The sequence below is a fragment of the Enterococcus alcedinis genome (genome assembly GCF_014635985.1).
GTDB lineage: Bacteria > Bacillota > Bacilli > Lactobacillales > Enterococcaceae > Enterococcus_I > Enterococcus_I alcedinis.
The window spans coordinates 307,446-330,471 of sequence record NZ_BMDT01000002.1 but is presented as its reverse complement, the minus strand read 5'-3'; the positions used below and the strand labels follow the sequence as shown (position 1 = coordinate 330,471).

At 37.3% G+C, this 23,026-nt stretch carries 23 protein-coding genes; all 23 read left to right on the top strand.

Translation table 11 applies throughout. The features are described from left to right. Nucleotides 1-73 precede the first annotated feature (73 nt). The 23 genes from IEV09_RS04545 to IEV09_RS04435 all read left to right on the top strand — a co-directional run bounded on the left by IEV09_RS04545 (nucleotide 74) and on the right by IEV09_RS04435 (nucleotide 23,024). The gene (locus tag IEV09_RS04545; protein WP_188367092.1) at nucleotides 74-1,417 is read left to right on the top strand and encodes an ABC transporter substrate-binding protein; all 1,344 of its coding nucleotides are present in this window, start codon (nucleotides 74-76) and stop codon (nucleotides 1,415-1,417) included. Nucleotides 1,418-1,585: 168 nt separating this feature from the next. After that, nucleotides 1,586-2,452 (top strand): carbohydrate ABC transporter permease, encoded by an 867-nt coding sequence (locus tag IEV09_RS04540; RefSeq protein WP_229731665.1) that lies wholly within the window; start codon nucleotides 1,586-1,588, stop codon nucleotides 2,450-2,452. A 12-nt stretch (nucleotides 2,453-2,464) separates the two neighbouring features. Beyond that, nucleotides 2,465-3,295: a carbohydrate ABC transporter permease gene (locus tag IEV09_RS04535; RefSeq protein WP_188367090.1), complete on the top strand. Its 831-nt coding sequence runs from the start codon at nucleotides 2,465-2,467 to the stop codon at nucleotides 3,293-3,295. Nucleotides 3,296-3,299: 4 nt separating this feature from the next. Then, the gene (locus IEV09_RS04530; protein ID WP_188367089.1) at nucleotides 3,300-3,755 is read left to right on the top strand and encodes a NanQ anomerase/TabA/YiaL family protein; all 456 of its coding nucleotides are present in this window, start codon (nucleotides 3,300-3,302) and stop codon (nucleotides 3,753-3,755) included. Nucleotides 3,756-3,773: 18 nt separating this feature from the next. Beyond that, entirely contained in the window at nucleotides 3,774-4,619 is an 846-nt protein-coding gene (locus IEV09_RS04525) for a MurR/RpiR family transcriptional regulator (RefSeq protein ID WP_188367088.1), read from the top strand. 22 nt (nucleotides 4,620-4,641) lie between these two features. Then, nucleotides 4,642-5,283: a YesL family protein gene (locus tag IEV09_RS04520; protein WP_188367087.1), complete on the top strand. Its 642-nt coding sequence runs from the start codon at nucleotides 4,642-4,644 to the stop codon at nucleotides 5,281-5,283. A 34-nt stretch (nucleotides 5,284-5,317) separates the two neighbouring features. Beyond that, entirely contained in the window at nucleotides 5,318-6,010 is a 693-nt protein-coding gene (locus IEV09_RS04515; protein ID WP_188367086.1) for an N-acetylmannosamine-6-phosphate 2-epimerase, read from the top strand. 14 nt (nucleotides 6,011-6,024) lie between these two features. Then, nucleotides 6,025-6,945, top strand: a complete 921-nt coding sequence (locus tag IEV09_RS04510) for a dihydrodipicolinate synthase family protein (protein ID WP_188367085.1) — start codon at nucleotides 6,025-6,027, stop codon at nucleotides 6,943-6,945. Nucleotides 6,946-6,958: 13 nt separating this feature from the next. Continuing rightward, on the top strand, nucleotides 6,959-7,846 hold the full coding sequence (locus IEV09_RS04505; RefSeq protein WP_188367084.1) for an ROK family protein: 888 nt from the start codon (nucleotides 6,959-6,961) through the stop codon (nucleotides 7,844-7,846). A 232-nt stretch (nucleotides 7,847-8,078) separates the two neighbouring features. After that, nucleotides 8,079-8,645: an alkaline shock response membrane anchor protein AmaP gene (amaP, locus tag IEV09_RS04500; protein ID WP_188367083.1), complete on the top strand. Its 567-nt coding sequence runs from the start codon at nucleotides 8,079-8,081 to the stop codon at nucleotides 8,643-8,645. Nucleotides 8,646-8,659: 14 nt separating this feature from the next. Then, nucleotides 8,660-8,836 (top strand): DUF2273 domain-containing protein, encoded by a 177-nt coding sequence (locus IEV09_RS04495; protein WP_188367082.1) that lies wholly within the window; start codon nucleotides 8,660-8,662, stop codon nucleotides 8,834-8,836. Between the two features lie 54 nt (nucleotides 8,837-8,890). Further along, the gene (locus IEV09_RS04490) at nucleotides 8,891-9,415 is read left to right on the top strand and encodes an Asp23/Gls24 family envelope stress response protein (RefSeq protein WP_229731664.1); all 525 of its coding nucleotides are present in this window, start codon (nucleotides 8,891-8,893) and stop codon (nucleotides 9,413-9,415) included. Nucleotides 9,416-9,433: 18 nt separating this feature from the next. Next, nucleotides 9,434-9,628, top strand: a complete 195-nt coding sequence (locus IEV09_RS04485; protein ID WP_188367080.1) for a CsbD family protein — start codon at nucleotides 9,434-9,436, stop codon at nucleotides 9,626-9,628. Nucleotides 9,629-9,848: 220 nt separating this feature from the next. Continuing rightward, complete coding sequence (locus IEV09_RS04480) at nucleotides 9,849-10,616, top strand: ABC transporter ATP-binding protein (RefSeq protein WP_188367079.1); 768 nt, start codon at nucleotides 9,849-9,851, stop codon at nucleotides 10,614-10,616. Continuing rightward, nucleotides 10,613-12,289 (top strand): ABC transporter permease subunit, encoded by a 1,677-nt coding sequence (locus IEV09_RS04475; RefSeq protein WP_188367078.1) that lies wholly within the window; start codon nucleotides 10,613-10,615, stop codon nucleotides 12,287-12,289. Before IEV09_RS04480 ends, IEV09_RS04475 begins: the two co-directional genes overlap by 4 nt. Further along, complete coding sequence (locus IEV09_RS04470; RefSeq protein ID WP_188367077.1) at nucleotides 12,222-13,202, top strand: extracellular solute-binding protein; 981 nt, start codon at nucleotides 12,222-12,224, stop codon at nucleotides 13,200-13,202. Before IEV09_RS04475 ends, IEV09_RS04470 begins: the two co-directional genes overlap by 68 nt. 1 nt (nucleotide 13,203) lies before the next feature. Further along, nucleotides 13,204-14,298, top strand: coding sequence for a 2-aminoethylphosphonate--pyruvate transaminase (phnW, locus tag IEV09_RS04465; protein ID WP_188367076.1), 1,095 nt, complete (start codon nucleotides 13,204-13,206; stop codon nucleotides 14,296-14,298). Beyond that, nucleotides 14,288-15,064, top strand: a complete 777-nt coding sequence (gene phnX / locus IEV09_RS04460; RefSeq protein WP_188367075.1) for a phosphonoacetaldehyde hydrolase — start codon at nucleotides 14,288-14,290, stop codon at nucleotides 15,062-15,064. Before phnW ends, phnX begins: the two co-directional genes overlap by 11 nt. 656 nt (nucleotides 15,065-15,720) lie before the next feature. Further along, entirely contained in the window at nucleotides 15,721-17,091 is a 1,371-nt protein-coding gene (locus tag IEV09_RS04455) for an extracellular solute-binding protein (protein WP_188367074.1), read from the top strand. 110 nt (nucleotides 17,092-17,201) lie between these two features. Then, the gene (locus IEV09_RS04450) at nucleotides 17,202-18,098 is read left to right on the top strand and encodes a carbohydrate ABC transporter permease (protein WP_188367073.1); all 897 of its coding nucleotides are present in this window, start codon (nucleotides 17,202-17,204) and stop codon (nucleotides 18,096-18,098) included. Nucleotides 18,099-18,108: 10 nt separating this feature from the next. Next, nucleotides 18,109-18,939, top strand: a complete 831-nt coding sequence (locus IEV09_RS04445) for a carbohydrate ABC transporter permease (protein WP_188367072.1) — start codon at nucleotides 18,109-18,111, stop codon at nucleotides 18,937-18,939. Nucleotides 18,940-19,065: 126 nt separating this feature from the next. Further along, on the top strand, nucleotides 19,066-21,255 hold the full coding sequence (locus tag IEV09_RS04440; RefSeq protein WP_188367071.1) for an AraC family transcriptional regulator: 2,190 nt from the start codon (nucleotides 19,066-19,068) through the stop codon (nucleotides 21,253-21,255). Nucleotides 21,256-22,271: 1,016 nt separating this feature from the next. Continuing rightward, on the top strand, nucleotides 22,272-23,024 hold the full coding sequence (locus tag IEV09_RS04435; protein ID WP_188367070.1) for a GntR family transcriptional regulator: 753 nt from the start codon (nucleotides 22,272-22,274) through the stop codon (nucleotides 23,022-23,024). Nucleotides 23,025-23,026 lie beyond the last annotated feature (2 nt).

Genomic DNA, 23,026 nt, shown 5'->3' with positions numbered 1-23,026 from the left:
AGTTTTCCTATAGTCGGTGATACGTTGGCATAATTTTTTTGATTACAATAATTCAATGAGAAGAGGTTATTAAATGAAAAAATTAATGGTTTCATTATTGACTGCAACAGCAATTTTATCATTAGCAGCATGTGGCGGTAGTGGTAGTCAGGATAGTGGAAAAGGTTCTGATGTGTCTAATTCTGAAGCAGGTGGTAGTGAAGCAAAGCAAACAGAAATCACTTGGTGGGCTTTTCCAACATTTACGCAAGAAAATACAAATGATGGTGTAGGAACGTACGAGAAGAAAATTATTGAAGCCTTTGAAGAAAAAAATCCTGATATTAAGGTGAAATTAGAAACGATTGATTTTACGTCAGGACCAGAGAAGATCACAACTGCAATTGAAGCCGGAACAGCGCCAGACGTATTATTTGATGCACCGGGACGAATTATTGCATGGGGAAAAGCGGGTAAATTAGCAGACTTGAATGATTTATTTACAGATGAATTTGTACAAGATGTGAACAATGATGCCCTTATTAAAGCGAGTAAAGCTGGTGACACAGCTTACATGTATCCAATCAGTTCGGCACCGTTTTACATGGCTTTAAACCGTGAAATGTTAAAAGACGCAGGTGTAGAAGATCTAGTTAAAGAGGGCTGGACAACCGATGATTTTGAAACAGTTTTGAAAGCGCTTAAAGAAAAAGGTTATAATCCAGGTTCATTCTTTAGTAATGGGCAAGGTGGGGACCAAGCGCCTCGTGCATTCTTTGCCAACCTGAACAGCAGTCCGATTACAGATGCAGAAGTAATGAAATATACAACGGATACACCAGAAGCGATTGCAGCGATGGAAAGAATTCATGGTTGGATTACGGATGGTTTGTTAATGAATGGCTCTCAATTTGATGGCTCGGCGGATATCCAAAACTTTGCCAATGGACAAACGGCTTTTACCATTTTATGGGCGCCGGCACAGCCACAAACACAAGCACAGCTATTGGAATCTAGTAAAGTTGATTACCTAGAAGTGCCTTTCCCTTCAGAGGATGGTATTCCTGATTTAGAGTACTTAGTAAATGGCTTCGCGATTTTTGATAATAAAGACTCAGATAAAGTTGCTGCTTCAAAAGAATTTGTAAAATTTATTGCGGATGACGCTGAGTGGGGACCGAAAAACGTGGTTCGTACAGGTGCTTTCCCAGTTCGTACATCTTTTGGTGACTTATACGATGATGAGCGCATGGATATGTTAGCATCATGGACACAATATTATAGTCCTTACTATAATACAATTGATGGTTTTGCAGAAATGCGTACACTTTGGTTCCCAATGGTACAAGCGGTTTCTAACGGTGATGATACACCAAAAGATGCCTTAGTTGATTTCACTAAAAAAGCAAATGAGACAATTGAGAAAGCATCGAAATAATTAAACTTATGCTACTTTTCTTGTCCAAAGCTATACGATAAGAAAAGTAGTTTTCTTTTTATTAATTTAAACGATTGGAGAGCAATTATGAAAAAAGCAAGTGTATCTCTAACCAATGAAGTTTTTTCAGGTTCAAGAGGTAAGACCAAAAAACGTAATAAGCTAAAAATGCGTGAAACAATCGTCGCTTACACATTCTTAGCACCAGTGTTAATTTTTTTCGGTGTCTTTGTTTTGCTACCAATGGTGATTGGTTTTGTGACTAGTTTCTTCAACTATACAATGACCGATTTTACCTTTGTTGGCTTTGATAACTATGTTCGAATGTTTAAAGATCCTATTTTTATAAAATCATTAATTAATACGATTTTGATTGTTGTCGGTTCCGTACCAATTGTTGTTTTGTTTTCTCTTTTTGTAGCTGCACAAACGTATGAAAAAAATATTTTCTCTCGTTCTTTCTACCGTTTTGTTTTTTTCCTACCTGTTGTTACAGGAAGTGTCGCGGTAACGGTTGTTTGGAAATGGATTTATGACCCACTTTCGGGTATTTTAAATTATATTTTAAAATCAGGTGGTATCATTGAACAAAATATTAGTTGGTTAGGTGATAAACAATGGGCGATATGGGCAATCATGATTATTCTACTGACGACTTCTGTAGGACAACCAATTATTTTATATATTGCAGCCATGGGAAATATTGATTATTCACTTGTAGAGGCATCAAGAATTGATGGTGCGACAGAGAATCAAGTCTTCTGGAAAATAAAGTGGCCAAGTCTATTACCGACGACATTATATATCGTTGTGATTACAACGATTAATTCGTTTCAAATTTTTGCATTAATTCAACTGTTAACGTCGGGTGGTCCGAACTATTCAACGAGTACTTTGATGTACTACTTGTATGAAAAAGCATTTAAACTTTCCGAATATGGTTACGCAAATACAATGGGTGTTTTCTTAGCGGCCTTAATTGCATTTATTAGTTTCGCCCAGTTTAAGATTTTAGGAAATGATGTTGAATATTAAAGGAGCGTAGAGATGAAAACAAAAAAAATAACGACAACAAGTATTCTTTCAACCATTGTGTTGTTAGCATTAACCGTTTTTTTCGTATTCCCATTTTATTGGATTATGACGGGTGCGTTTAAATCACAGCCAGCAACAATAATGGTTCCGCCTCAGTGGTGGCCTGCTGAACCAACGTTAGAAAATTTCCAACGCTTAGTTGTTCAAAACCCCGCTTTAAAATGGCTGTGGAATTCGGTTTTTACTTCAGGTGTAACAATGATTTTAGTTTGTATTACATCAGCATTAGCAGGATATGTGTTAGCCAAGAAACATTTTTATGGTCAAAAAATCTTATTCTCGATTTTCATAGCAGCGATGGCATTGCCTAAACAAGTTGTTCTTGTACCGTTAGTTCGAATTGTCAATTTTATGGGTATTCACGATACGTTAGCAGCAGTGATTTTACCATTAATTGGGTGGCCTTTTGGTGTCTTTTTGATGAAGCAATTTAGTGAAAACATTCCAACGGAGTTACTAGAATCAGCACGTATGGATGGCTGTGGGGAACTACGAACGTTTATAAGTATTGCTTTTCCAATTGTAAAACCAGGATTTGCAGCATTAGCAATTTTCACTTTTATTAGTACATGGAACGATTACTTTATGCAACTAGTGATGCTTTCCTCGCGTGATAATTTAACCATTTCATTAGGTGTCGCAACGATGCAAGCCGAAATGGCAACCAACTATGGCTTAATTATGGCGGGTGCATTTTTATCCGCGGTACCAATTGTAGCGATCTTTTTAATTTTCCAAAAATCATTTACTCAAGGAATCACGATGGGTGCAGTGAAAGGATGATACGATGATTTATGATACGTTTGAGAATGTGCAAAAATACTTAGGTATTCATCCCAATTTAGACAGAGCGATTGCATTCATCCAACAAACAGATTTGAAACAACTCCCTTTAGGTGTAACCGAAATAGAAGGACAAGAGGTTTATGTGAACATCATGGAGGCAAATTTGAATCCAGCAGATGCCATTCAATTTGAGTATCATAAAAAATATGTTGATATTCAATTTGACTTAATTGGGGAAGAACAGGTAGCGATTGGTTTTATTGAAAAATCAGAGACAAATCATTATGAGGAGAAAAGTGACTTTGGTACGATAGAATGTGAGAAAGAAATAATCGTACCATTAGGAGAGAATCGGTTTATTATTTGTTTTACCGAAGAAAAACATAAACCGGGTATCCAATCGGATCAACACCATTTTGTCAAAAAAGGGGTGATCAAAGTACGGACCAAACCGTAAAATGAAGGAGAAAATAAAATGATAAAAAAAGGAAAAAAAGTTGGGTTAACCTTACAAATTCAAACCAGTTATAATCAACTCACAAAAGCTGAAAAGAAGGTCGCCGATTATATTTTAGCGAATCCCGAGAAAGTGTTATATATGTCAATTACCGATTTAGCGAATGTATGTGAAGTAGGAGAAACGAGTGTTTACCGCTTTTGTCGGACCATGCTTTTTCAAGGATACCAAGAGTTCAAAATGCAACTATCATTATATCTAGCTTCAGAAGAGAATAATGACTCCGCACTTGATTCAAGTAAACTAGAAGATCGAGTGATGTCTAGTCATATTCAAGCGATTGAAGAATCGTATCAATTACTCGATGCTAAAATGTTGCAACAAATGATTGAAATGATGGAAGAATCGAAAAAGATTTATTTTTTTGGTGTAGGTGACAGCCTACAAATAGCACAAGACGCATGGAATCGATTTATCCGAATTACGGATAAAGTCAGTATTATTAATGATCCACATATGCAATCGATGGCGATATCCTTGGGTGGACCAGAAGATTTACTTGTTTTGTTTTCTTATTCAGGTGCAACAAAGGATATTATACATATTGCGAAACAAGCAAAAGAAGCGGGCGTTAAAGTGGTTTGTATTACACATTTTAAACAATCACCCTTAATTGCTTATACAGATGCGTATTTATTATGTGGTTCCAAAGAATCCCCATTAGAAGGAGGATCAACGTCTGTTAAAGTAGGTCAGTTATTTTTAGTTGATTTGCTTTTTCAAACATATCGTAGTCGAAACAAGGCCGTTAGCATAGAAAACCAACACAAAAGCACCCGTGCAGTTGTTGAAAAACTCGTTTAAATGAGAGAAAGGAATAAATATATTGAAAAATCAAGCATCATTAAAACAAAAAATATTTGGACTTGATAATAAATTTATGCGTATTGCTACGAAAATTTTTAATTTAATGATTTTAAATCTTTCTTTTCTCATTAGTTGTTTACCGATCGTAACGATTGGTCCAGCGCTTGTAACGATTTACCGTGTGGCGGGTCGTCTAAGAGAAGAACCCAATATGCTTGTGATTCAAGAATACTGGAACGAATTAAAAAATAATTGGAAACAAGGTGGCTTGTTAGGGGGAGTCTCTCTACTTATCATCGTTTCGGTTTATTTGAATATACGAATTTTTTCCAATATCGCCCATCCGACCGCTTTTGTTTTACAAGTTATCAGTTATGGTATTGGTTTTATTAGCCTAATTGTGGGACTGTATGCTTTTCAAATTAGTGGGCAATTTCAGTCTAGTTTTACGCAAACGATTAAGAATGCTTTTTTATTGAGTTTTTTGAATTTTTTGAAAACGATTCAGCTGATAGTCCCGATTATATTCGTGACATTACTTTTAATGCTCTCACCGTTAACGATGCTTTTAACACTTTCGATTTTATTGTTTATTGGTCTAGCATTGATTGCTTACGTACAGACAAAAATAATAGAACCAGTTTTTAAAAAGTATCAATAACAACAAAAAACATTGGAAGAAAGGACTAAAAAGTATGAAAGATAAGGTGGAAAATGTAAAAGACAAGCTGATTGTTTCCTGTCAGGCATTACCAGATGAGCCGCTTCATTCGTCATTTATTATGGGAAGAATGGCGGTTGCGGCAAAAGAAGGTGGCGCGGCAGGGATTCGAGCCAATTCAGTTGTTGATATTCTTGAAATCAAACAGCAGGTTGATTTGCCGATTATTGGGATTATTAAACGAGATTATCCAGGGGCAGAAGCGTTCATCACAGCGACAATGACAGAAATTGATGAATTAGTGGCTGCTGGGCCAGAAATTATTGCCTTAGATGCGACGTTTTCAACGCGACCGAATGGCGAGACGTTGGATCAATTGTTTCAAAAAATTAAAGACAAATATCCAGACCAATTATTGATGGCGGATTGTTCAACGGTGGAAGAAGCGTTGTATGCTGATCGATTAGGTTTTGATTATATTGGTACGACGTTGGTTGGCTATACGAAGCAAAGTCAAAATTTAAAAATTGAGACCGATGATTTTGCCATTATGCGCGAAATTTTAGCTCAAGTGAAGCACCCTGTCATTGCAGAAGGGAATATTGATTCACCTGAAAAAGCCAAGCGAGTACTGGATTTAGGTTGTTATAGTGTTGTCGTTGGTTCGAGTATTACCCGACCACAACTAATTACGAAAAAATATACCGATATTTTGAATGAAAATTAAAGGAGTTCAAACTGATGAGAGATTTAAGTAAATATGAAGGTATTATCCCGGCATTTTATGCTTGTTATGATGAAGCTGGAGAAATTAGTCCTGAAAGAGTTCAAGCATTAACGAAATTCTATATTGAAAAAGGCGTAAAAGGTGTTTATGTCAACGGTTCATCCGGTGAATGCATTTATCAGAGTGTTGAAGATCGCAAAATCGTCCTTGAAAATGTCGTGGCAGCGGCGGAAGGAAAATTAACGATTATCGCCCATGTAGCGTGTAATAATACGAAAGACAGTCTGGTATTAGCAGAACATGCAGAACAACTGGGGGTCGATGCAATTGCGGCGATTCCACCGATTTATTTCCGTTTACCGGAACATGCGATTGCAAATTATTGGAATGCGATGAGCCAGGCGGCACCAAAGACGGACTTTATTATTTATAATATTCCACAATTGGCCGGGGTGAGCTTAACACCTGCGTTGTACGCTGAAATGCGCAAAAATCCGCGTGTGATTGGTGTGAAAAACTCCTCGATGCCTGTACAAGATATCGAAATGTTTGCCTCAGCGGGTGGCGAAAATTATATCGTCTTTAATGGACCTGATGAACAATTTTTAGGTGGGCGTGTGATGGGCGCTCGTGGTGGTATCGGTGGAACGTATGGCGCGATGCCAGAACTGTTTTTAAAGTTAGATGAGCTGATTACTCAAAAAGAGTTGGCAAGAGCGAAGGATTTACAATATGCGATTAATACCGTGATTTATAAAATGGTTTCCGGACATGGAAATATGTATGGCATGATTAAAGAAATTCTACGAAGAAATGAAAATCTAGATTTGGGCAGTGTTCGTGAACCACTAGCGCCGCTCAATGAGCAAGATTTAGAAATTGCCCAAGAAGCAGCAAACTTAATTAACGAGACAATTGAAATCTATTGTAAATAGGTGGTGAGTCTAAATGACTTTTTATGCATGTATTGATATTGGTGGTACGATGATTAAATATGGACTGGTGGATCAAACAGGGAAGCTAATGCATACTGCGAAACGTCCAACGGAAGCCTATCTTGGAGGAAAAGGCATTATTCAAAAAGTCATGGCGATTGTGGATCAGTATTTGGCAGACTATGATCTCTCAGGCATCGCTATTTCAAGTGCTGGAATGGTTGATCCAGAAGAAGGTGCTATTTTCTATTCAGGTCCACAAATTCCGAATTATGCGGGTACACAGTTTAAACAAGTATTAGAGAAAAAGTATCACATTCCTTGTGAAATTGAGAATGACGTGAATTGCGCAGGGCTGGCAGAAGTCATTTCAGGTAGCGCTAAAAATAGTCAAATAACGGTTTGTCTAACGATTGGTACGGGAATTGGAGGTTGTATCTTATTAGGTGAAAAAATTTTTCGAGGCTATAGTAATAGTGCTTGCGAAGTGGGCTACATGCATATGAACGGGCATGAGTTCCAACAATTAGGTGCAACAACGGCTCTGGTTGAAAAAGTGGCAAATCGTAAACAGGACAAAATGGCGGAATGGAACGGATATAGAATTTTTGAATCCGCTAAAGCAGGCGACCAAATTTGTATTGATGCAATTGATGAAATGGTCGATGTTTTAGCGACAGGAATTGCTAATATTTGTTATGTTATGAACCCTCAAACCATCGTTTTAGGTGGAGGGATTATGGAACAAGAAGGGTACTTAAAAGAAAAAATGGAGGGTGCTATAAAAAGACAATTGGTTTCAAGTTTGGCTGAAAAGACAACTATTGTTTTTGCTGAACATAAAAATGATGCCGGATTACTAGGTGCCTATTACCACTTTAAAGAACGTCAAAAAAAATAAAATACAAGGAACAGCATCCAAAAGTGGAGGCTGTTTTTTTATGGATAAGTCTAAAAATAGCGTTCTGAACTGTGAATACTGACCAATATTGATGAAGAGATTAAGGGCATGGCACCAGTATTTAGCGATTTTTTTGAAAATAGTGATACCCATATTGCTTTACGGGGGAAAAAAACCACTGTATACTTTTTAGGTGAAGGAGCGCTTTCAAAAAAAGATAGGAGGAATATTTATGACAAAAACGAAAAAAATCATCTGCATTTTGCTAAATCTTATTTTCTTTCTTTATCTCGTCATTGTTTCCTTGTCGTTGTACCCGATTATGGCATTACCGGTGAATCTACATTTCTTTACGCAGTTAATTTTAGGAAATGTTTTAATTCTTCAAGTGTTATTCTGGTTATCGATGGTCTTGGGTATTTGTTCCATCTTGTTATTTTTATATATTATCTTTTATCCAAAAAGTGAAAGTCAATTTACCGTTTCAGGAAGTGATGGTTCGTTAACAATTGATAAAAAAGCCATCGAAGGACTGACCAAAGCAAGTTTAAATGAGAAAAATTTTGTTTCCTCACCGAAAGTAAAAGTGCGAGCGATTCGTAAGAAGTTGCATATCAAAGTTATCGGTGAATTAAAAAGAACGTCGAATTTAATTGATCAAGAAGTCGTATGGAAAAATCAATTGAAGCATGACATCAAGCAATTAGTAGGTAGTGATAAAGGGATTACAATCGATATTGATTTTCGGGATTTATATAAAGAAAAAATTTCAGATAAAAAAGAACCACGAGTGGTGTGAAAGGGGACAAATTGATGAAAAACATAATAGAAGATTATAAGTTGCCAATCATTGGTGGAAGTGGCGGTTTGTTAATAGGCGTGTCCATTGTAAGCTTCGGTTTTTTCAAGACACTCTTTGTCCTATTACTTGTGGGGATCGGCTTAAGTATCGGTTATTACATTCAGCAACAAGGAATGTTTGACAAATAGATGAACGAAGGATTAGGAGGAATTATTATGGTAAACCCAGTAAATACAGAGAAAATGATTGTACCTAAGGTTGACGAGTCAGCTTCAGGAATCAAAGGTGAGTTAACTTTTGATGACAAGGTTGTTCAAAAGATTATTGGAATTGCTTTAGAAGAAATTGATGGTCTATTGACCGTTGATGGTGGGTTCTTTTCTAATATCGCTGAGAAATTAGTCAATACAGATAATGTGACTTCAGGCATTCATGCTGAAGTTGGTAAAAAACAAGTAGCAGTTGATATGGATGTCGTTGTTGAGTATGGCAAAGATATTAAGGATATTTACAAACAAATGAAAGAATTGATTTCGGAACAAGTCGGTAAAATGACACACCTAGATGTGATTGAAGTCAATGTTAACGTGGTTGATATTAAGACCAAAGCAGAGTTTGAAGAAGAGCAAGAAACCGTACAAGATAAAGTAACGCATGTGGCTTCTTCAACGGGAGAATACATTTCTAAGCAAGCAGACAAGGCGAAAAAAGGCATCAGTAAAGGGGTAGACAAAGCCGACGAAGCTTTAGAACCTCGAGTAGAATAAATAAAGGAGGTCTGACGTATGACAGACAAAGGAACTGGCGATAAAATTAAAGGCAAAGCGAAAGAAGTCGCGGGTGACGTGACGGGTAATGATAAAATGAAAGCTGAAGGGATGTTTGATCAAGCTCTCGGAAAAGTTAAAGAAGTTGCAGCCGACGCAAAAGATAAAGTCGAAGAAGTATCAAAAGAGATCAAACACAAATTAGACAAGTAACATCGAGTCAAATAAAAATCGAGCATTGATGACGATTGAGCGTTCACATGATTGTGAGTGTTCAATCGCTTCAATGCTTTTTTGTTGTGGCGAGAAAACTGGATTCTTTGTCGTTACTTTCTTTGTAAAGGTTATTCGGCCAAAAATTTACAAAGGTTAACAAAAAAGAAGGCCTGAATTTTACATGCCTTCGTTATAGTAGGTTTCAGGAGGTATCGACATGCTAAAAATTGAGAACATAAAAAAAACATTCCATCAAACACAAGTCTTAGATGATGTGAACTTAGAAATTCAAACAGGCGAAATTGTTTCGATCTTGGGTCAATCAGGTTCGGGGAAATCGACGCTATTAAATATTATTTTAGGTTTAGAAGAAGCCACAGAAGGGAAACTTTATTTTAAAGACAAAGAAATTACCAAGATGCCCATGGAAAAACGCCCTTTTAACATTGTTTTCCAAGATTACGCTTTATTTCCTAATTTAACGGCGTATCAAAACTTGACGTATGGGTTACGTAACTATAAAGAGAAAGCGACAAAAGAAGAAGTCGATGAATTAATCGAATTGTTAAACTTGGGTGCACACTTAGACAAGCCGATTGATCAGCTATCAGGTGGACAAAAACAACGGGTGGCTTTAGGTCGGACGTTAGTCATGAAACCTGAAATCTTACTATTAGATGAACCATTAAGTGCACTGGACGGTGTCATCAAAGAATCGATCAAAGCGAAAATTAAAGAGATTTCAAAAAAGTTAAACTTAACGATTATCATTGTGACACATGATCCAGAAGAAGCTTTGACGATGTCAGATAAGATTGTGGTTTTAGATAATGGACGGGTCGCACAATGCAGCACACCAGTCGAAATTGTCAATCAAGGCACGTCGGATTTTGTCCAAGAATTTATCGTCAATCAACTAGCGATTAAACAACAAAATATTCAACGAATCTTCCAACAAGCAGCTGCGCAGAGTGTGCTCGCATGAAGGCGATGAATGCCAAACGGCTGACGCAATGGTTGGTGTTACTTTTCTTTCTTTCATTCTTGGCGCTACCGCTAGTCAAAGTTCTCATAACAGCGTGGCCTCAGCAATCAGACAATCCATTAGCAGAAATGAGTCGCGTTTTTAACCAGAAATGGCAAGAGTCATTTAAGAACAGTGTGATGTACGCCTTAATTGCGACGTCTTGTTCGACTTTACTCGGATTTTTATTAGCATATGGCGCAAACTTCACGCAAATTGGTCGACGATTTATTCGTTTCAACACGCGAATCTTACTATTACCGATGTTACTACCGACCATCACTTATGGTTTTGTCTTGATTTATGCCTTTGGAAAACAGGGTTTATGGAGTAAAATAATCGGCCAACAATGGTTCAATATTTATGGAACCATTGGTATTTTACTGGGATTCATTATTTATACGTTACCCCCGATATTTATGCTGATTAATAATAGTATGAAGTATATCGATACGCGTTTGTTTATTGTCTCGCGTCTCATGGGAGATAAATGGTATACGTCGTTACATAAAACAATTATTAGCCCACTCTATCGTGTATTAGCTGTCGCATTCTTACAAGGCTTTTTTATGACTTTTACCGATTTTGGGATTCCGAGTGCACTGGGTGGTCAGACACCTTTTATTACGACCCTGTTATATGAAGGATTTATGGGCACAATCCCAGACTTTCAATTGGGTGCGATGGTTGCGTTAACGATGTTATTACCATCGATTATTAGTGTAGTTGTTTTGAACTACTTACAAAAGAAAATGGTGCGCTATGAAAAGCCACAACGTTTAGTCTTAAAGAAAAATGCCTTTCGTGATGGTGCGTTTCGTACCTTGTTTCTTATCACATCTACTTTTATGCTCCTTGTGTTCTTAGTGCTATTTGTCATTCCGTTTATAGGAAGTTGGCCGAATGATCTGCATTTCACTTTGGTCCATTTTCAAACGTTTATGCAAGATCAATTCTTAATGAAGACCTTGAAAAACGCCTTGATGATGGCTTTCTTAACGGCGATTTTCGGAACCGTTTTGGCTTATTTTGCAGCAATCGTCACGTCACGTGGCAAAGAACAGAGTTGGTTTAAAGGAGCGATTGATAGTATTTCAACGATTACCAATTCGATTCCCGGTATGGTTTTAGGGGTCTCTTACTTATTAATTTTTAGTGGGGGGATATTACACAATACATTGGCGATTTTAGTGATTGTGACTATCGTCCATTATTTTTCAACCCCGTATCAAATGGCAAAAGAAGCGTTACAAAAAATGAATATCAACTGGGAAAACAGTGCGCATTTAATGGGAGATAGTTGGCTAAAAACGATTTGGCGTATTTTAATCCCAAATTCAAAAGAAACGATTTTAGAAATGATTGGCTATTATTTTTCCAATGCAATGGTCACGATTAGCGCGGTCATTTTCTTATCAAGCGCCAATACAATGGTCATCACGACCAAATTAAAAGAATTACAACACTTTGGTAAATTTAATGAGATTTTTATTTTATCCCTGTTCTTGTTAACGATTAATTTAATTGTACAAAATGGGATTCAATGGATTAGAAGGAGCGTTTTAAATGAAAATGAGAAAAAGTCTTTTACTAGGATTGGTTACATGTTCCGTTCTTTTCGCAGCGTGCGGTAAAGGCGATGCGTCACAAGATAAAGTGATTATTTATACGAATGCCGATGATGAACCGGTCCAAGTCATGCAAAAAGTTTTGGATGACAACGGCTTTAAGGATCAGTACACGTTACAGACGTTTGGCACGTCGGATTTAGGGAGTAAATTATTGGCCGAAGGGACAAACATTGAAGCCGATTTGGTCACGATGAGTACTTTTTATTTGAAGAGTGCCCAAGAAAGCAAACAAATGTTTCAACCATTGGAAACCAACCTAAAACCATTAGTGGCCGATGTTGATTTCGCTGCCCCTTTTTCTGTACAAGAAGGAGCGATTTTCTATAATACGGATGCGTTAGCGGAAGCGAATGTGCCCGTTCCGGCAAGCTTAAAAGATTTAGCCGATCCCAAATATGCCAATCTGATTTCGATTTCAGACATTAAGCAGTCATCTACGGCATGGTTGTTGTTCCAAGCCTTAATTGATGCATACGGCAAAGAAGAAGCACGCGATATTTTAACAAAAATCTATGAAAATGCGGGTGATCACTTTGAAAGCTCGGGTTCTGCGCCGCTTAAAAAAGTCCGTTTAGGTGAAGTTCCAATCGGATTTGGATTACGTCATCAAGCCGTTCTAGATAAAGAAAATGGCGAGCCCATCGGTTACGTTGAAGGAACAGAAGGAACGTACACCTTGACAGAATCTTTTGCCGTTGTTGATAAAGGCGATAAAACCAATCCAAAAGCTCAAGAAATGTTAAATGTCATTTTAGAAAAAGGTCGTACGGATTTGATTGAGATTTATCCAAGCCCAATTTATGAAGGGGAAACGGCCAATAGTGCACATGCCGCAACCAATCAAAAAGTCTTCCCAGCGGAACTAACAGCGGAACTATTAAAAGAACACCAAGAACTAATGGATGGAGTCAATTAAAATGAATTATAAATTACTAACACCTGGGCCACTTACGACGTCGGATACAGTCAAAGCGGTAATGAATGTCGATCATTGTACATGGGATCAAGAATACAAAGACATTACCCAAGAAATTCGTGCCGAATTACTGTGTTTAGCCGAAGTTTCGGAAACTGATTATACGAGTATTCTGATGCAAGGCAGTGGCACATTTGGTGTCGAATCGGTGATGAGTTCCATGCTTTTACCGACTGATCATCTTTTAATTTGTACCAATGGCGCCTATGGTCGTCGTTTGAAAGAAATGGCTGAATACGCCAATCTACGCTATACTTTATATGAAGTCGCAGAAGATAAAATCCCCGATCCAAAAGCCGTTCGTGCCGTTATTGCGGCAGAACCAACGATTTCAGCGATTGCAATGGTTCACAGTGAAACGACTTCAGGTATTCTAAATGACCTTGAAGCTATCGCACAAATTGCCAAAGAAAAAAATCTTTTATTAATCGTTGATGCGATGTCGAGTTTTGGTGGCATCCCATTAAATGTCGCTGAACTAGGCATTGATTTTCTCGTTTCCAGTTCAAATAAATGCATTCAAGGCGTACCAGGATTCTCTTTTGTGATTGCACGCAAAAAAGAACTCGAAAAACGCAAAGGGCATGCGCATTCATTATCGCTTGACCTATACGCGCAATACGAGGAAATGAATCATGATGGTAAGTGGCGTTTTACGTCACCAACGCATACGGTACTCGCTTTTCAACAAGCATTGAAGGAATTACAAGCAGAAGGTGGCATTGAGGCACGTTACGCACGCTATGCTAGCAACAATCAATTGTTACGCGATGAAATGGCGAAACTCGGTTATGAAGCGGTCATTAAAGAGCATCAAGGACCGTTTATTACGTCGTTTTATTATCCAGAAAATGGGAATTTTACCTTCCAACCTTTCTATGATTATTTAAAAGAACATGGATTTGTCATCTACCCTGGTAAAATTAGTGAGTTAAACTGTTTCCGCATTGGGAACATTGGCGAAATTTATCGCACAGACATTGAGCAATTATTAGTTGTAATGAAAGCATACACGGAGGAAAACAATGACAATTAAAACGATTATTTTTGACTGGGCAGGAACAACGGTGGATTTTGGCTGTATGACACCTGTCATGGCATTTAAAAATGCTTTTTTAGAAAAAGGCATCAACTTAACACTCGACGAAATCCGAGAACCAATGGGTAAATTAAAACGAGACCACACAGAAACTTTACTGAATTTACCGCAAGTCCAAGCACAATGGCAAGAAAAATATGGACAAGTACCAACCGAAGCCGATGTCGATGCGATTTATGAACGTTTTGAAGCATTATTATTCGAAGATTTAGCAGAAAACTCGAGCTTAAAACCCGATACGTTAGCTGTTTATAACGAATTACGCGACCAAGGTTACAATATTGGAACGACAACCGGTTATACAAGCTCAATGATGGAAGTTGTGAAAGACGTTGCGGCAAAAGCCGGTTATGCACCAGACTTTATTGCGACAGCCGATCTTGTAGGCAACTTAGGACGTCCATATCCATATATGGTGTATGCCAACATGGCTCATTTCAAAACGAAAAGTGTTGATGAAGTCGTGAAAGTCGGCGATACCATTTCAGATATTGAAGAAGGTTTAAATGCCGGCGTCTATACCGTGGCAGTTGTTGTCGGAAGTTCAGAGATGGGCTTATCACTTACGGAATACGAGGCATTAACGAAAGCAGAACAGGAAACGTTAATCCAAAAAGTCACCGATAAATTTTACCAAGCAGGCGCGGATTTATGCGTTAACGATCTAACCGAATTTTTAGAAAAATTACCGACGATCGGATAAATAACAGGAACAAAACAAGCCTTTGCTCATAGAAGAGTAGTGGCTTGTTTTTTTTTTACTAAGGAGAGGATAAGCTCACGCTTCCTTACGAAAAATTGCCTTGCTGGAGGAGCTGCGAGACCGTCTCGAGCCTGTAGTCTCTCGACTTGGAAGCTTCACACTATTTGTAAGTGCTAAAGCACCAACAAATAGTAATTCACATACCATCTTTAGGCGCAGCAGCACGCAAGTCATTTTTCTTCAGTCCGCTTGTCGGGTATTTTGTATATTTGTCTGGTAAGAACGAATCTTCTGCAATGAAATCATTAGCGTATCGGAGAGAACGCTTGTCGTCAGATCCGTTTCAAGATTATAGTAGCATTGCTGCTTTATCGGCTTTAGGATACGTTTGAAAATCGAAAGACGTAAGAGACCAAAGGCTCATTATTTCTATATGTAAAAAATAGTGTGTCAGGTGGCATCCATTGTATCAGGGAAAGAAAATATCGATTTTCGGTAAAATACCCAATTTATGTAAACGGATACATAGAATAAGGATAACTCCCTTTTTTATGGATTGTGTTTATCGAAAAAACAAGCAATAATAAAAGTGCTTACAACGTTAGTCGGCCGACATTGTTGTACAAAATAAGGAAGAGATAGTGGAGGGAAAAAAGATGAAGAAGAGATTTCGGAATATGATTGGGTTAACATCGTTAGCGGTACTGGGATTGACATTGGTTGCTTGTGGTAATGAAGCAAAAGATGAAGGGGCTACAGCGGATGGACAAACAGAAATAAAAATTACGTGGCGCGATACGGGTGAACATGACAACTTACGTAAATATCTAAATGAAGAATTTATTCCCAACTTTGAAAAAGAAAATGAAGACATCAAAATTGTTCTATCTCCAATTACTGCCAGTGAAGGGGATTATTTCTCTAAAGTCGCATTATCGATGCAATCGGAAAGTACCGCACCCGATGTGGTGGCAGAAGATTCATTTATGCTAAATTCTGATGCCAATGCCGGCTATTTAACCGCCTTAGATGACTACGTTAAAGAATGGGATGAGTGGAGCAATTATACCGAGAACTTAAAAGCGGGATCGACGGCGCAAGATGGTAAACTCTATGCGATTCCAGGAACATCCGATTCTCGAGGATTATGGTACAACAAAAATGTCTTTGAAAAAGCGGGTCTAGATAAAGAATGGCAACCAAAAGATTGGGCAGAAATTATTGAAGCAGCTGAAAAAATTAAGGCAACACAACCGGAAGTCATTCCATTTGGGATGGGAGTAGCGAAAGCTAATGGTGAGTCGGTTTCGATGCAAACATTTGAAATGCTGCTTTATGGAACGAAAGATACATTATTCGACAGTGAAACCCGTAAATGGCATGTCGGTACAGATGGTATTTTATCTTCCTTGAAATTTATTGATGAAATCTACAATCAGAAAAAATTAGGACCGTCATTATCGATTGCGATTAATAGTAACTACGGTTCGGTGATGATGCAAGATAAATTCCCGAATGACCAAGCAGGAATTATTTTAGATGGTTTCTGGAATACAGGAAACTGGAGTGAAGGTGGCGCAGCGCCAGTAGAAAACATGACAGAACGTTTTGGTTTTGCGGCAATGCCAACTGAAAATGGCGATGAACCAGGATCGACGACAATGTCTGGTGGTTGGACATGGGCAATTCCTGCTAAAGCGAAAAACAAAGATGTTTCTTGGAGAGTGGTTCAGGCGTTAGGTGGCGAAGAGGCTCAAGTGAAACGTGCGATGTCTGAAGGAAACTTAACGGTACGTAATGACTCAGCAGAATTACCAGAATATACGGCTTTACCATTTATTAAAGAGGCAACGGCCTTCTTACAAAATGCACACTTTAGACCGGCAGATGATAAATATCCAAACGTTTCTGTAGAAATTCAAAACATGGTTGAAGCGGTGGCAACGGGAAGTAAAACACCGGAACAAGCAGCCGATGAGTATGCAAAAAATGTTACGCGAATTGTTGGAGAAGAAAATATTAATTAGTTCTTGCATCAACACGTGTTTTACCTATTGGATAAATTGAACAAGCCGATGGTCTTGTTCAATTTATTTATAGGCTATCAAAAATTCTTAATTAGAAGAAGGTGGAACGTATGGAGCAAGGAATACAACAACCGAAAAAGAAATTATCAGATAACGTCAAATCTATTTTTTTTCTATTCCCGAGTTGGATATTATTATTAATCTTTTTCATCGGACCAATGATCTTAACCGTTATTTTTTCATTCTCTAACTTAGCTTTAACGGGTACCAATGCGAGTCAGTTTCAATTTATCGGCTTTGATAACTTCGTACAAATGTTTCAAGATCCAAATTTTCGAATTAGTATTTGGAATACGATTGTTTTCGTTTTTTTCTCAGCGGTCATTGGGCAATGTTTTTTAGGATTTTTAATTGCCTTTTTAATGAGAGAAAAAAACACGGCATTTCGTCGAGTGATAGGTCTAATTATTATCGCCGCTTGGGTAACACCAGAAGTCGTTGTGTCCTTTTGTTGGGTCGCTTTTTTAGGTGAAACTGGAACAGCCAATTGGTTATTAGGACTGTTAAATATCGAACCGATCGCATGGTTATTCACTTTCCCAATGATTAGTGTGATTATCGCGAACGTTTGGCGAGGAACAGCCTTTTCTATGATGGTTTTTCAATCGGCATTGGATGATATTCCAAAAGAAGTCGAAGAAGCAGCGGTAATGGATGGCGCTTCTCGTTGGCAAATCGTGACCAAAATTACAATTCCAATGGTTAAGGGGACAATTGCAACGAACTTAATGTTAGTAACGCTTCAAACGTTGGGCGTCTTTACATTGATTTATACGATGACTGGTGGCGGGCCCGGTGTCAGCACGGCGACCTTACCTGTATTTATGTATCAACAAGCCTTTGTTAGTTATCAACTAGGTTATGGTACAGCGATTTCGTTAGTTTTATTAGCAATTGGTGCCATCGCAAGTTTAATCTATATGAAAACATTAAAAGTGAAGGTGTAGGTGAAAAATCATGGCAAAAAAAAGTTATAAGATGGAAACGATCATTCACTACGTGTTGCTTAGTTTATTAGGAATTTTATTTTTAATGCCACTGCTTTGGATGATTTTCGCCTCGATTGATACGGGTGCGATTCAAGCATTAAAAATGCCAACTGCCTTTACTTTGGCAAACTTTCAGTCCATCATTACGGATCCTGCCTTGATTCGATCGTTTGGTATTGGACTAGCGATCTCTGGTGGGCAGTCGATTTTAATTGTGATACTGTGTGTGTTGGCAGCCTACCCGTTATCACGGTATAGCTTAAAATATAAGAAATCATTTATGATGACCATTTTATTTATGACTTCCTTACCGATGACGGCAGTGATTGTGCCCGTCTTTCAAATGTTTTTATACTTGAAATTTCAAGATTCTTTAATTGCGTTAACATTCTTCTTAACTGCTTCCTCACTGCCTTATGGTATTTGGATGATGAAAAACTTTATGGATTCGGTTCCGTTAGACTTAGAAGAATCGGCTTGGGTCGATGGTGCGTCCGTGTGGCAAGGGATTCGAAAAGTGGTCACACCATTGATGTTACCAGGGATTTTTACGGTAGGAATTTTTACTTTTACAGGTAGTTGGGGTAACTTCTTTGTACCCTATATCTTAATTCAGTCGCCAGAAAAAATGCCAGCCTCGGTTTCTATTTTCCAATTTTTTGGAAATTTTGGAATGGTGAATTATGGCCGACTCGCAGCATTTTCTGTCCTTTATTCTTTACCCGTTGTAATTTTGTATGGGTTATCTCAAAGCTTTATGTCTAAAGGATTTAGTATGGGTGGTGCCACGAAAGGTTAGGAATACGCAAGACGTAAAAATGATGTTTAAAGACAATAGCGTGAAAACCACTGGGGATGCGGAGTGGTTTTTTGTCTTTCATATCTCTCTAGACTGTGTCATAATTTTAGGGGGAGGCGATTGTCTATGAAACAAGGGAGTATTTATCGAAAGATCTTTTTTTCATTCTCGGCAATTATTATTATCTATACCATTATCATTTTGTTTACAGTGATTAGTAAAGAAGTGTCTCGACAAAAATACGAATCGGTGACGGAAATTGAGTTTTATTTAGAGCGAGAAGCAAGTCTGATGGACTCGAAATTTAAAACAGCGCTTGATTCCACAAAAATTTTATCGGAAAACCCTTATGTTAAATTGCTTGCTGAAAAATCGCAGCAAAGTTATACATTATACGCACAAATATTTGATCAAATGAAAGCGAGTCTCTTTTCAGGCGATCAGTTTGATTACAAGGTGGGAATTACAACAGGCGAAGATGAGATTGTCGTTGGCTTAAATGGCTATTTTTTATTTGATGATTATTTATCGTTTATTGGTTTAGAGGATAGTGCGGAAATAGCGGCGTTTTTTAATACGGAAGATTTGAATGGGATGACTTTTTTCTCCTTTAACAATCAAATTTATCTGATTCGAAAAATGTACATTCCCGAGGTCAATGAATCCCTTTATTTTATCCTCAACTGGAATGAAAGCGCTGTATATAAATCGTACAGTCGCTATCCAGAAGGGAAGTTTTATTTTGTCAGTGATGACTACCGAGGGGGCTTACCTTTAAAAATGGAGAAAGGTTTTGAATCGAGCCATTTACTTAATAATAACGGGATTGGTACACAAGTATTATCGAAAGATACCGTTTTTTGGAAACGCTCATTATCAGTGCCAGATGTCTATTTTGTTTTAATCTATCCGAATCGTGCGATTAGCCAAGTACCAATTGACACGGTCTGGTTTATTCTTAGTCTGTTACTTGGATTATTAGCATTCGGTTCTTGTCTAACATTCTACTTTAGTCGAACCAGTTATCGACCGTACCAAAAGATTATTTCAAAAATCCAACAAGATGCGCAACCAGAAAAATTGAATATGGATGCCATTTTAGAGCGAATTGAAAACCTCAAAATGACAAATTATGACTTAGGACAATTTAAAGAAGAAAGCATGGACGAGATTCGAGAAATCTTTCTAAAAAATATTTTGCTTGATAAGTACCCACAAAGTGAATTAAGAAGGATGGCACCAATCCTTGGCTGGGAAGCGCTGGATCATGGCGGAGTCGTCGTTGTTTTAACGATGAATGGCAAAGCAGTGGATGAAATTGAATTGTCTGATAAGCAACTCGTTAAAGCACGCAAGAAAATATTAGAGTATGGGACATTGGCAGATAAATCAACATTATTTATCCAACCAATGAATTATGATCAGTTTCTCTTGATCTATTTAACAAAAGACCAAGAATTAATTATTCAAACAATGGCCACGTTGAGAAAAATTATCAAACAAGAACTATCAACGAATGTAGCGTTTGTGATGTCAGCGCCTTTTAACAATTTAGAGGAACTTCCCCGTAGCTTACAAGATGTCGTTGTTTTAAGTGTAGAGACGTCTTTTAGAAACGAAAAATTAACGATTAACGAACGGGAACAAAAAGGGATGACGTATATTTACCCTGTTGAAATTGAACAAAAACTTATCAATTTAGTAAAAAGTAAAGAAGTCGATCAGGCGAAGCAAGGGCTAGAGAATTTATTAAGAACCAATTTTATTGAGCGTCGTTTGAATACACAAGATTTAGAAACTATGAAACAAGCACTGTTAAATACACTCAAACGCTTGATGCAAATCAACAATACCGATTATTCTTTGTTTTATCAGGAACATAAAGAGCAATTTGAAAAATTGATCGGTACGGATCAAAAGATGCTATACCAATTGTTTCAATTGATTTTCTCGGAATTTTTTGAACAGACACAAGCGGTTGAGGCGACAAATTATGATGTTGTTAGCCACGTGATTGAGTATATTGATGGGCACTATACTGAAGACCTATCACTAGGCGATTTAGCGGGGCGTTTTCATCTAACGGAATCGTATTTGAGCAAGCTAATTAAAGAATCTACGGGGATTTCATTTAAAACGTATTTAAATTTATTGAAAGTGAATCGTGCGAAAGAACTGCTTGCTCAGCGTAATCAAAATGTGACGGAAGTAGCAGAGGAAGTCGGATGTAAAAATGTGAATACGTTCATTCGAATCTTCAAGCAACACACTGGGACGACACCTGGGAAATATCAAAGCTACTTAATTGAGGACTAATGTTCAAAGATATCAAGAGCCATAGTTATGCACGAAGTCAATCGTTGGTCTTAGTCATACACTTTAGGATTATGTGGATATTCCCAATATTAATGAGGTTCAGTTCATTATTTTGCTTGCGTATGTTTCATAAAAAGCTTGAATCTGAACACAAATGATCTATACTTTTCGTCCATTATATAGACATACTAACAAATAGCCCTTAAATACGTTCTCATTTTATTTATCTCTTTCAAGTAAATAAACTTCCTAAACAACAACCGTCGGACGAATTTCGTTTGGCGGTTGTTTTTATTTAACTATTTTTTAGCATGTAGAGATAAGGATCAAAAAATTCGATTCTTTAACAAAAAGTACGGGTGAAAATTTAGGTGATTTGTTATTTATCTTTTTTTGAATAGCTCAGTATGCGAAAAAAATGATACATCTCATGACATTTTTCAATTCATTACTTATAGAACAATAAACGATTAATCATACTGATTTGATAAAGGAAGGGAACTGGGAAGCTGTTTATCAATATAAATGGACCAACTGTTTAGGAGCCGTTTCTAATACTTTTTGAAGTTTACCTGACTGAGTAAAATGTTTGATAAGATCAATCAGATGATTTTAACAAGACTTTCCAATGAGTTGAGCAATATGAAAACAATCAATTGCAGTTTTCGCTTTTTGGAAAGAGATCTTTGGTTAAGGGGATGTGCTAAGCATACGAGTTTGTCGTAACGATTTTCACTGGGCCTCAATCGTTTAATGAATAATGCTGGAAATATATTTCAATCTGCGGTCTAAAATATCTAATAGGCGTGTGTACACGGTCAGTAAGAGTACAGTTTTGGGAAAAAGAACTCGATTGAAATCTATCCAAGCAAATGCCTCACTGATATCATTTTAAAGTCCAACTTAACGTGTTAAGTTGGACTTTTTTTATGGTTTATTCAATAAAAGGGTTTACAAATAAAGTGAATATGGTATTATTGCTTTGTACTTAACACGTTAAGTTAGGAGGATGAACGATGCAGCCCAAGTATGAAGTAATCAAACAAGATATTATTAGGAAAATAGATAGTGAAGAATTTAAACCAGGAAAAAAAATTTACTCTGAAGGGGAACTAAAGAAAATCTATGATGTGAGTAGTACAACTGTTGTACGTGCGTTGCAAGATTTAGTGATTGAAGGCTACTTGATTAGACGTCAAGGAGAAGGTACCTTTGTTCGAAGAAATTTGAAGCATAAAAAAGTGTATTTTGATGAAAATGGACCTCTTATTAATACGAAAATAAAGAAAAAAACAAATGACATGGTCGAACAAACAGCAACAACTATTCATCGTAATGTGGTTCAAAAAGACATTGCTAAGTTACTAGAGCTCAATGAGGAAGAACAGCTAACACAAATTGTTCAGCTGGCAATGATTGATAACTTCATTTGGAAAATTCAAATTCGCTATGTAGCAGATAGTATGCTAACAGATGAAATGATTCGTCAATTCCAATCTGGAGGTAGTTTGTCAGAAGAATATAAATTAAAACACAATTTAACCAACCTACCGATGAAACAGGAAATTAAGTTCGGACTGCTAGCAGGTGAGTCAACGATATTAAATCTAATTCCTGAAGAAATGGCGAATATTGAATGGCCAGTGAACTTACCAGTTGTGAAATTACAAAAAAAATACTTTGATAATAACAAGAAACCGATTGAATTTTCTTACAGTTTAATACATCACCAACATTATTCGATCAATATAGAATTTGAAGGGATATAACA

Coding starts and splice junctions, on each gene's coding strand:
- IEV09_RS04535 (WP_188367090.1), top strand. CDS start 2,465: ATGAAAACAAAAAAAATAACGACAACAAGTATTCTTTCAACCATTGTG.
- IEV09_RS04490 (WP_229731664.1), top strand. CDS start 8,891: ATGATTGTACCTAAGGTTGACGAGTCAGCTTCAGGAATCAAAGGTGAG.
- IEV09_RS04435 (WP_188367070.1), top strand. CDS start 22,272: ATGCAGCCCAAGTATGAAGTAATCAAACAAGATATTATTAGGAAAATA.
- IEV09_RS04515 (WP_188367086.1), top strand. CDS start 5,318: ATGAAAGATAAGGTGGAAAATGTAAAAGACAAGCTGATTGTTTCCTGT.
- IEV09_RS04510 (WP_188367085.1), top strand. CDS start 6,025: ATGAGAGATTTAAGTAAATATGAAGGTATTATCCCGGCATTTTATGCT.
- IEV09_RS04445 (WP_188367072.1), top strand. CDS start 18,109: ATGGCAAAAAAAAGTTATAAGATGGAAACGATCATTCACTACGTGTTG.
- IEV09_RS04540 (WP_229731665.1), top strand. CDS start 1,586: ATGCGTGAAACAATCGTCGCTTACACATTCTTAGCACCAGTGTTAATT.
- IEV09_RS04495 (WP_188367082.1), top strand. CDS start 8,660: ATGAAAAACATAATAGAAGATTATAAGTTGCCAATCATTGGTGGAAGT.
- phnX (WP_188367075.1), top strand. CDS start 14,288: ATGACAATTAAAACGATTATTTTTGACTGGGCAGGAACAACGGTGGAT.
- amaP (WP_188367083.1), top strand. CDS start 8,079: ATGACAAAAACGAAAAAAATCATCTGCATTTTGCTAAATCTTATTTTC.
- IEV09_RS04450 (WP_188367073.1), top strand. CDS start 17,202: ATGGAGCAAGGAATACAACAACCGAAAAAGAAATTATCAGATAACGTC.
- IEV09_RS04485 (WP_188367080.1), top strand. CDS start 9,434: ATGACAGACAAAGGAACTGGCGATAAAATTAAAGGCAAAGCGAAAGAA.
- IEV09_RS04480 (WP_188367079.1), top strand. CDS start 9,849: ATGCTAAAAATTGAGAACATAAAAAAAACATTCCATCAAACACAAGTC.
- IEV09_RS04525 (WP_188367088.1), top strand. CDS start 3,774: ATGATAAAAAAAGGAAAAAAAGTTGGGTTAACCTTACAAATTCAAACC.
- IEV09_RS04470 (WP_188367077.1), top strand. CDS start 12,222: ATGAAAATGAGAAAAAGTCTTTTACTAGGATTGGTTACATGTTCCGTT.
- IEV09_RS04475 (WP_188367078.1), top strand. CDS start 10,613: ATGAAGGCGATGAATGCCAAACGGCTGACGCAATGGTTGGTGTTACTT.
- phnW (WP_188367076.1), top strand. CDS start 13,204: ATGAATTATAAATTACTAACACCTGGGCCACTTACGACGTCGGATACA.
- IEV09_RS04505 (WP_188367084.1), top strand. CDS start 6,959: ATGACTTTTTATGCATGTATTGATATTGGTGGTACGATGATTAAATAT.
- IEV09_RS04530 (WP_188367089.1), top strand. CDS start 3,300: ATGATTTATGATACGTTTGAGAATGTGCAAAAATACTTAGGTATTCAT.
- IEV09_RS04545 (WP_188367092.1), top strand. CDS start 74: ATGAAAAAATTAATGGTTTCATTATTGACTGCAACAGCAATTTTATCA.
- IEV09_RS04455 (WP_188367074.1), top strand. CDS start 15,721: ATGAAGAAGAGATTTCGGAATATGATTGGGTTAACATCGTTAGCGGTA.
- IEV09_RS04440 (WP_188367071.1), top strand. CDS start 19,066: ATGAAACAAGGGAGTATTTATCGAAAGATCTTTTTTTCATTCTCGGCA.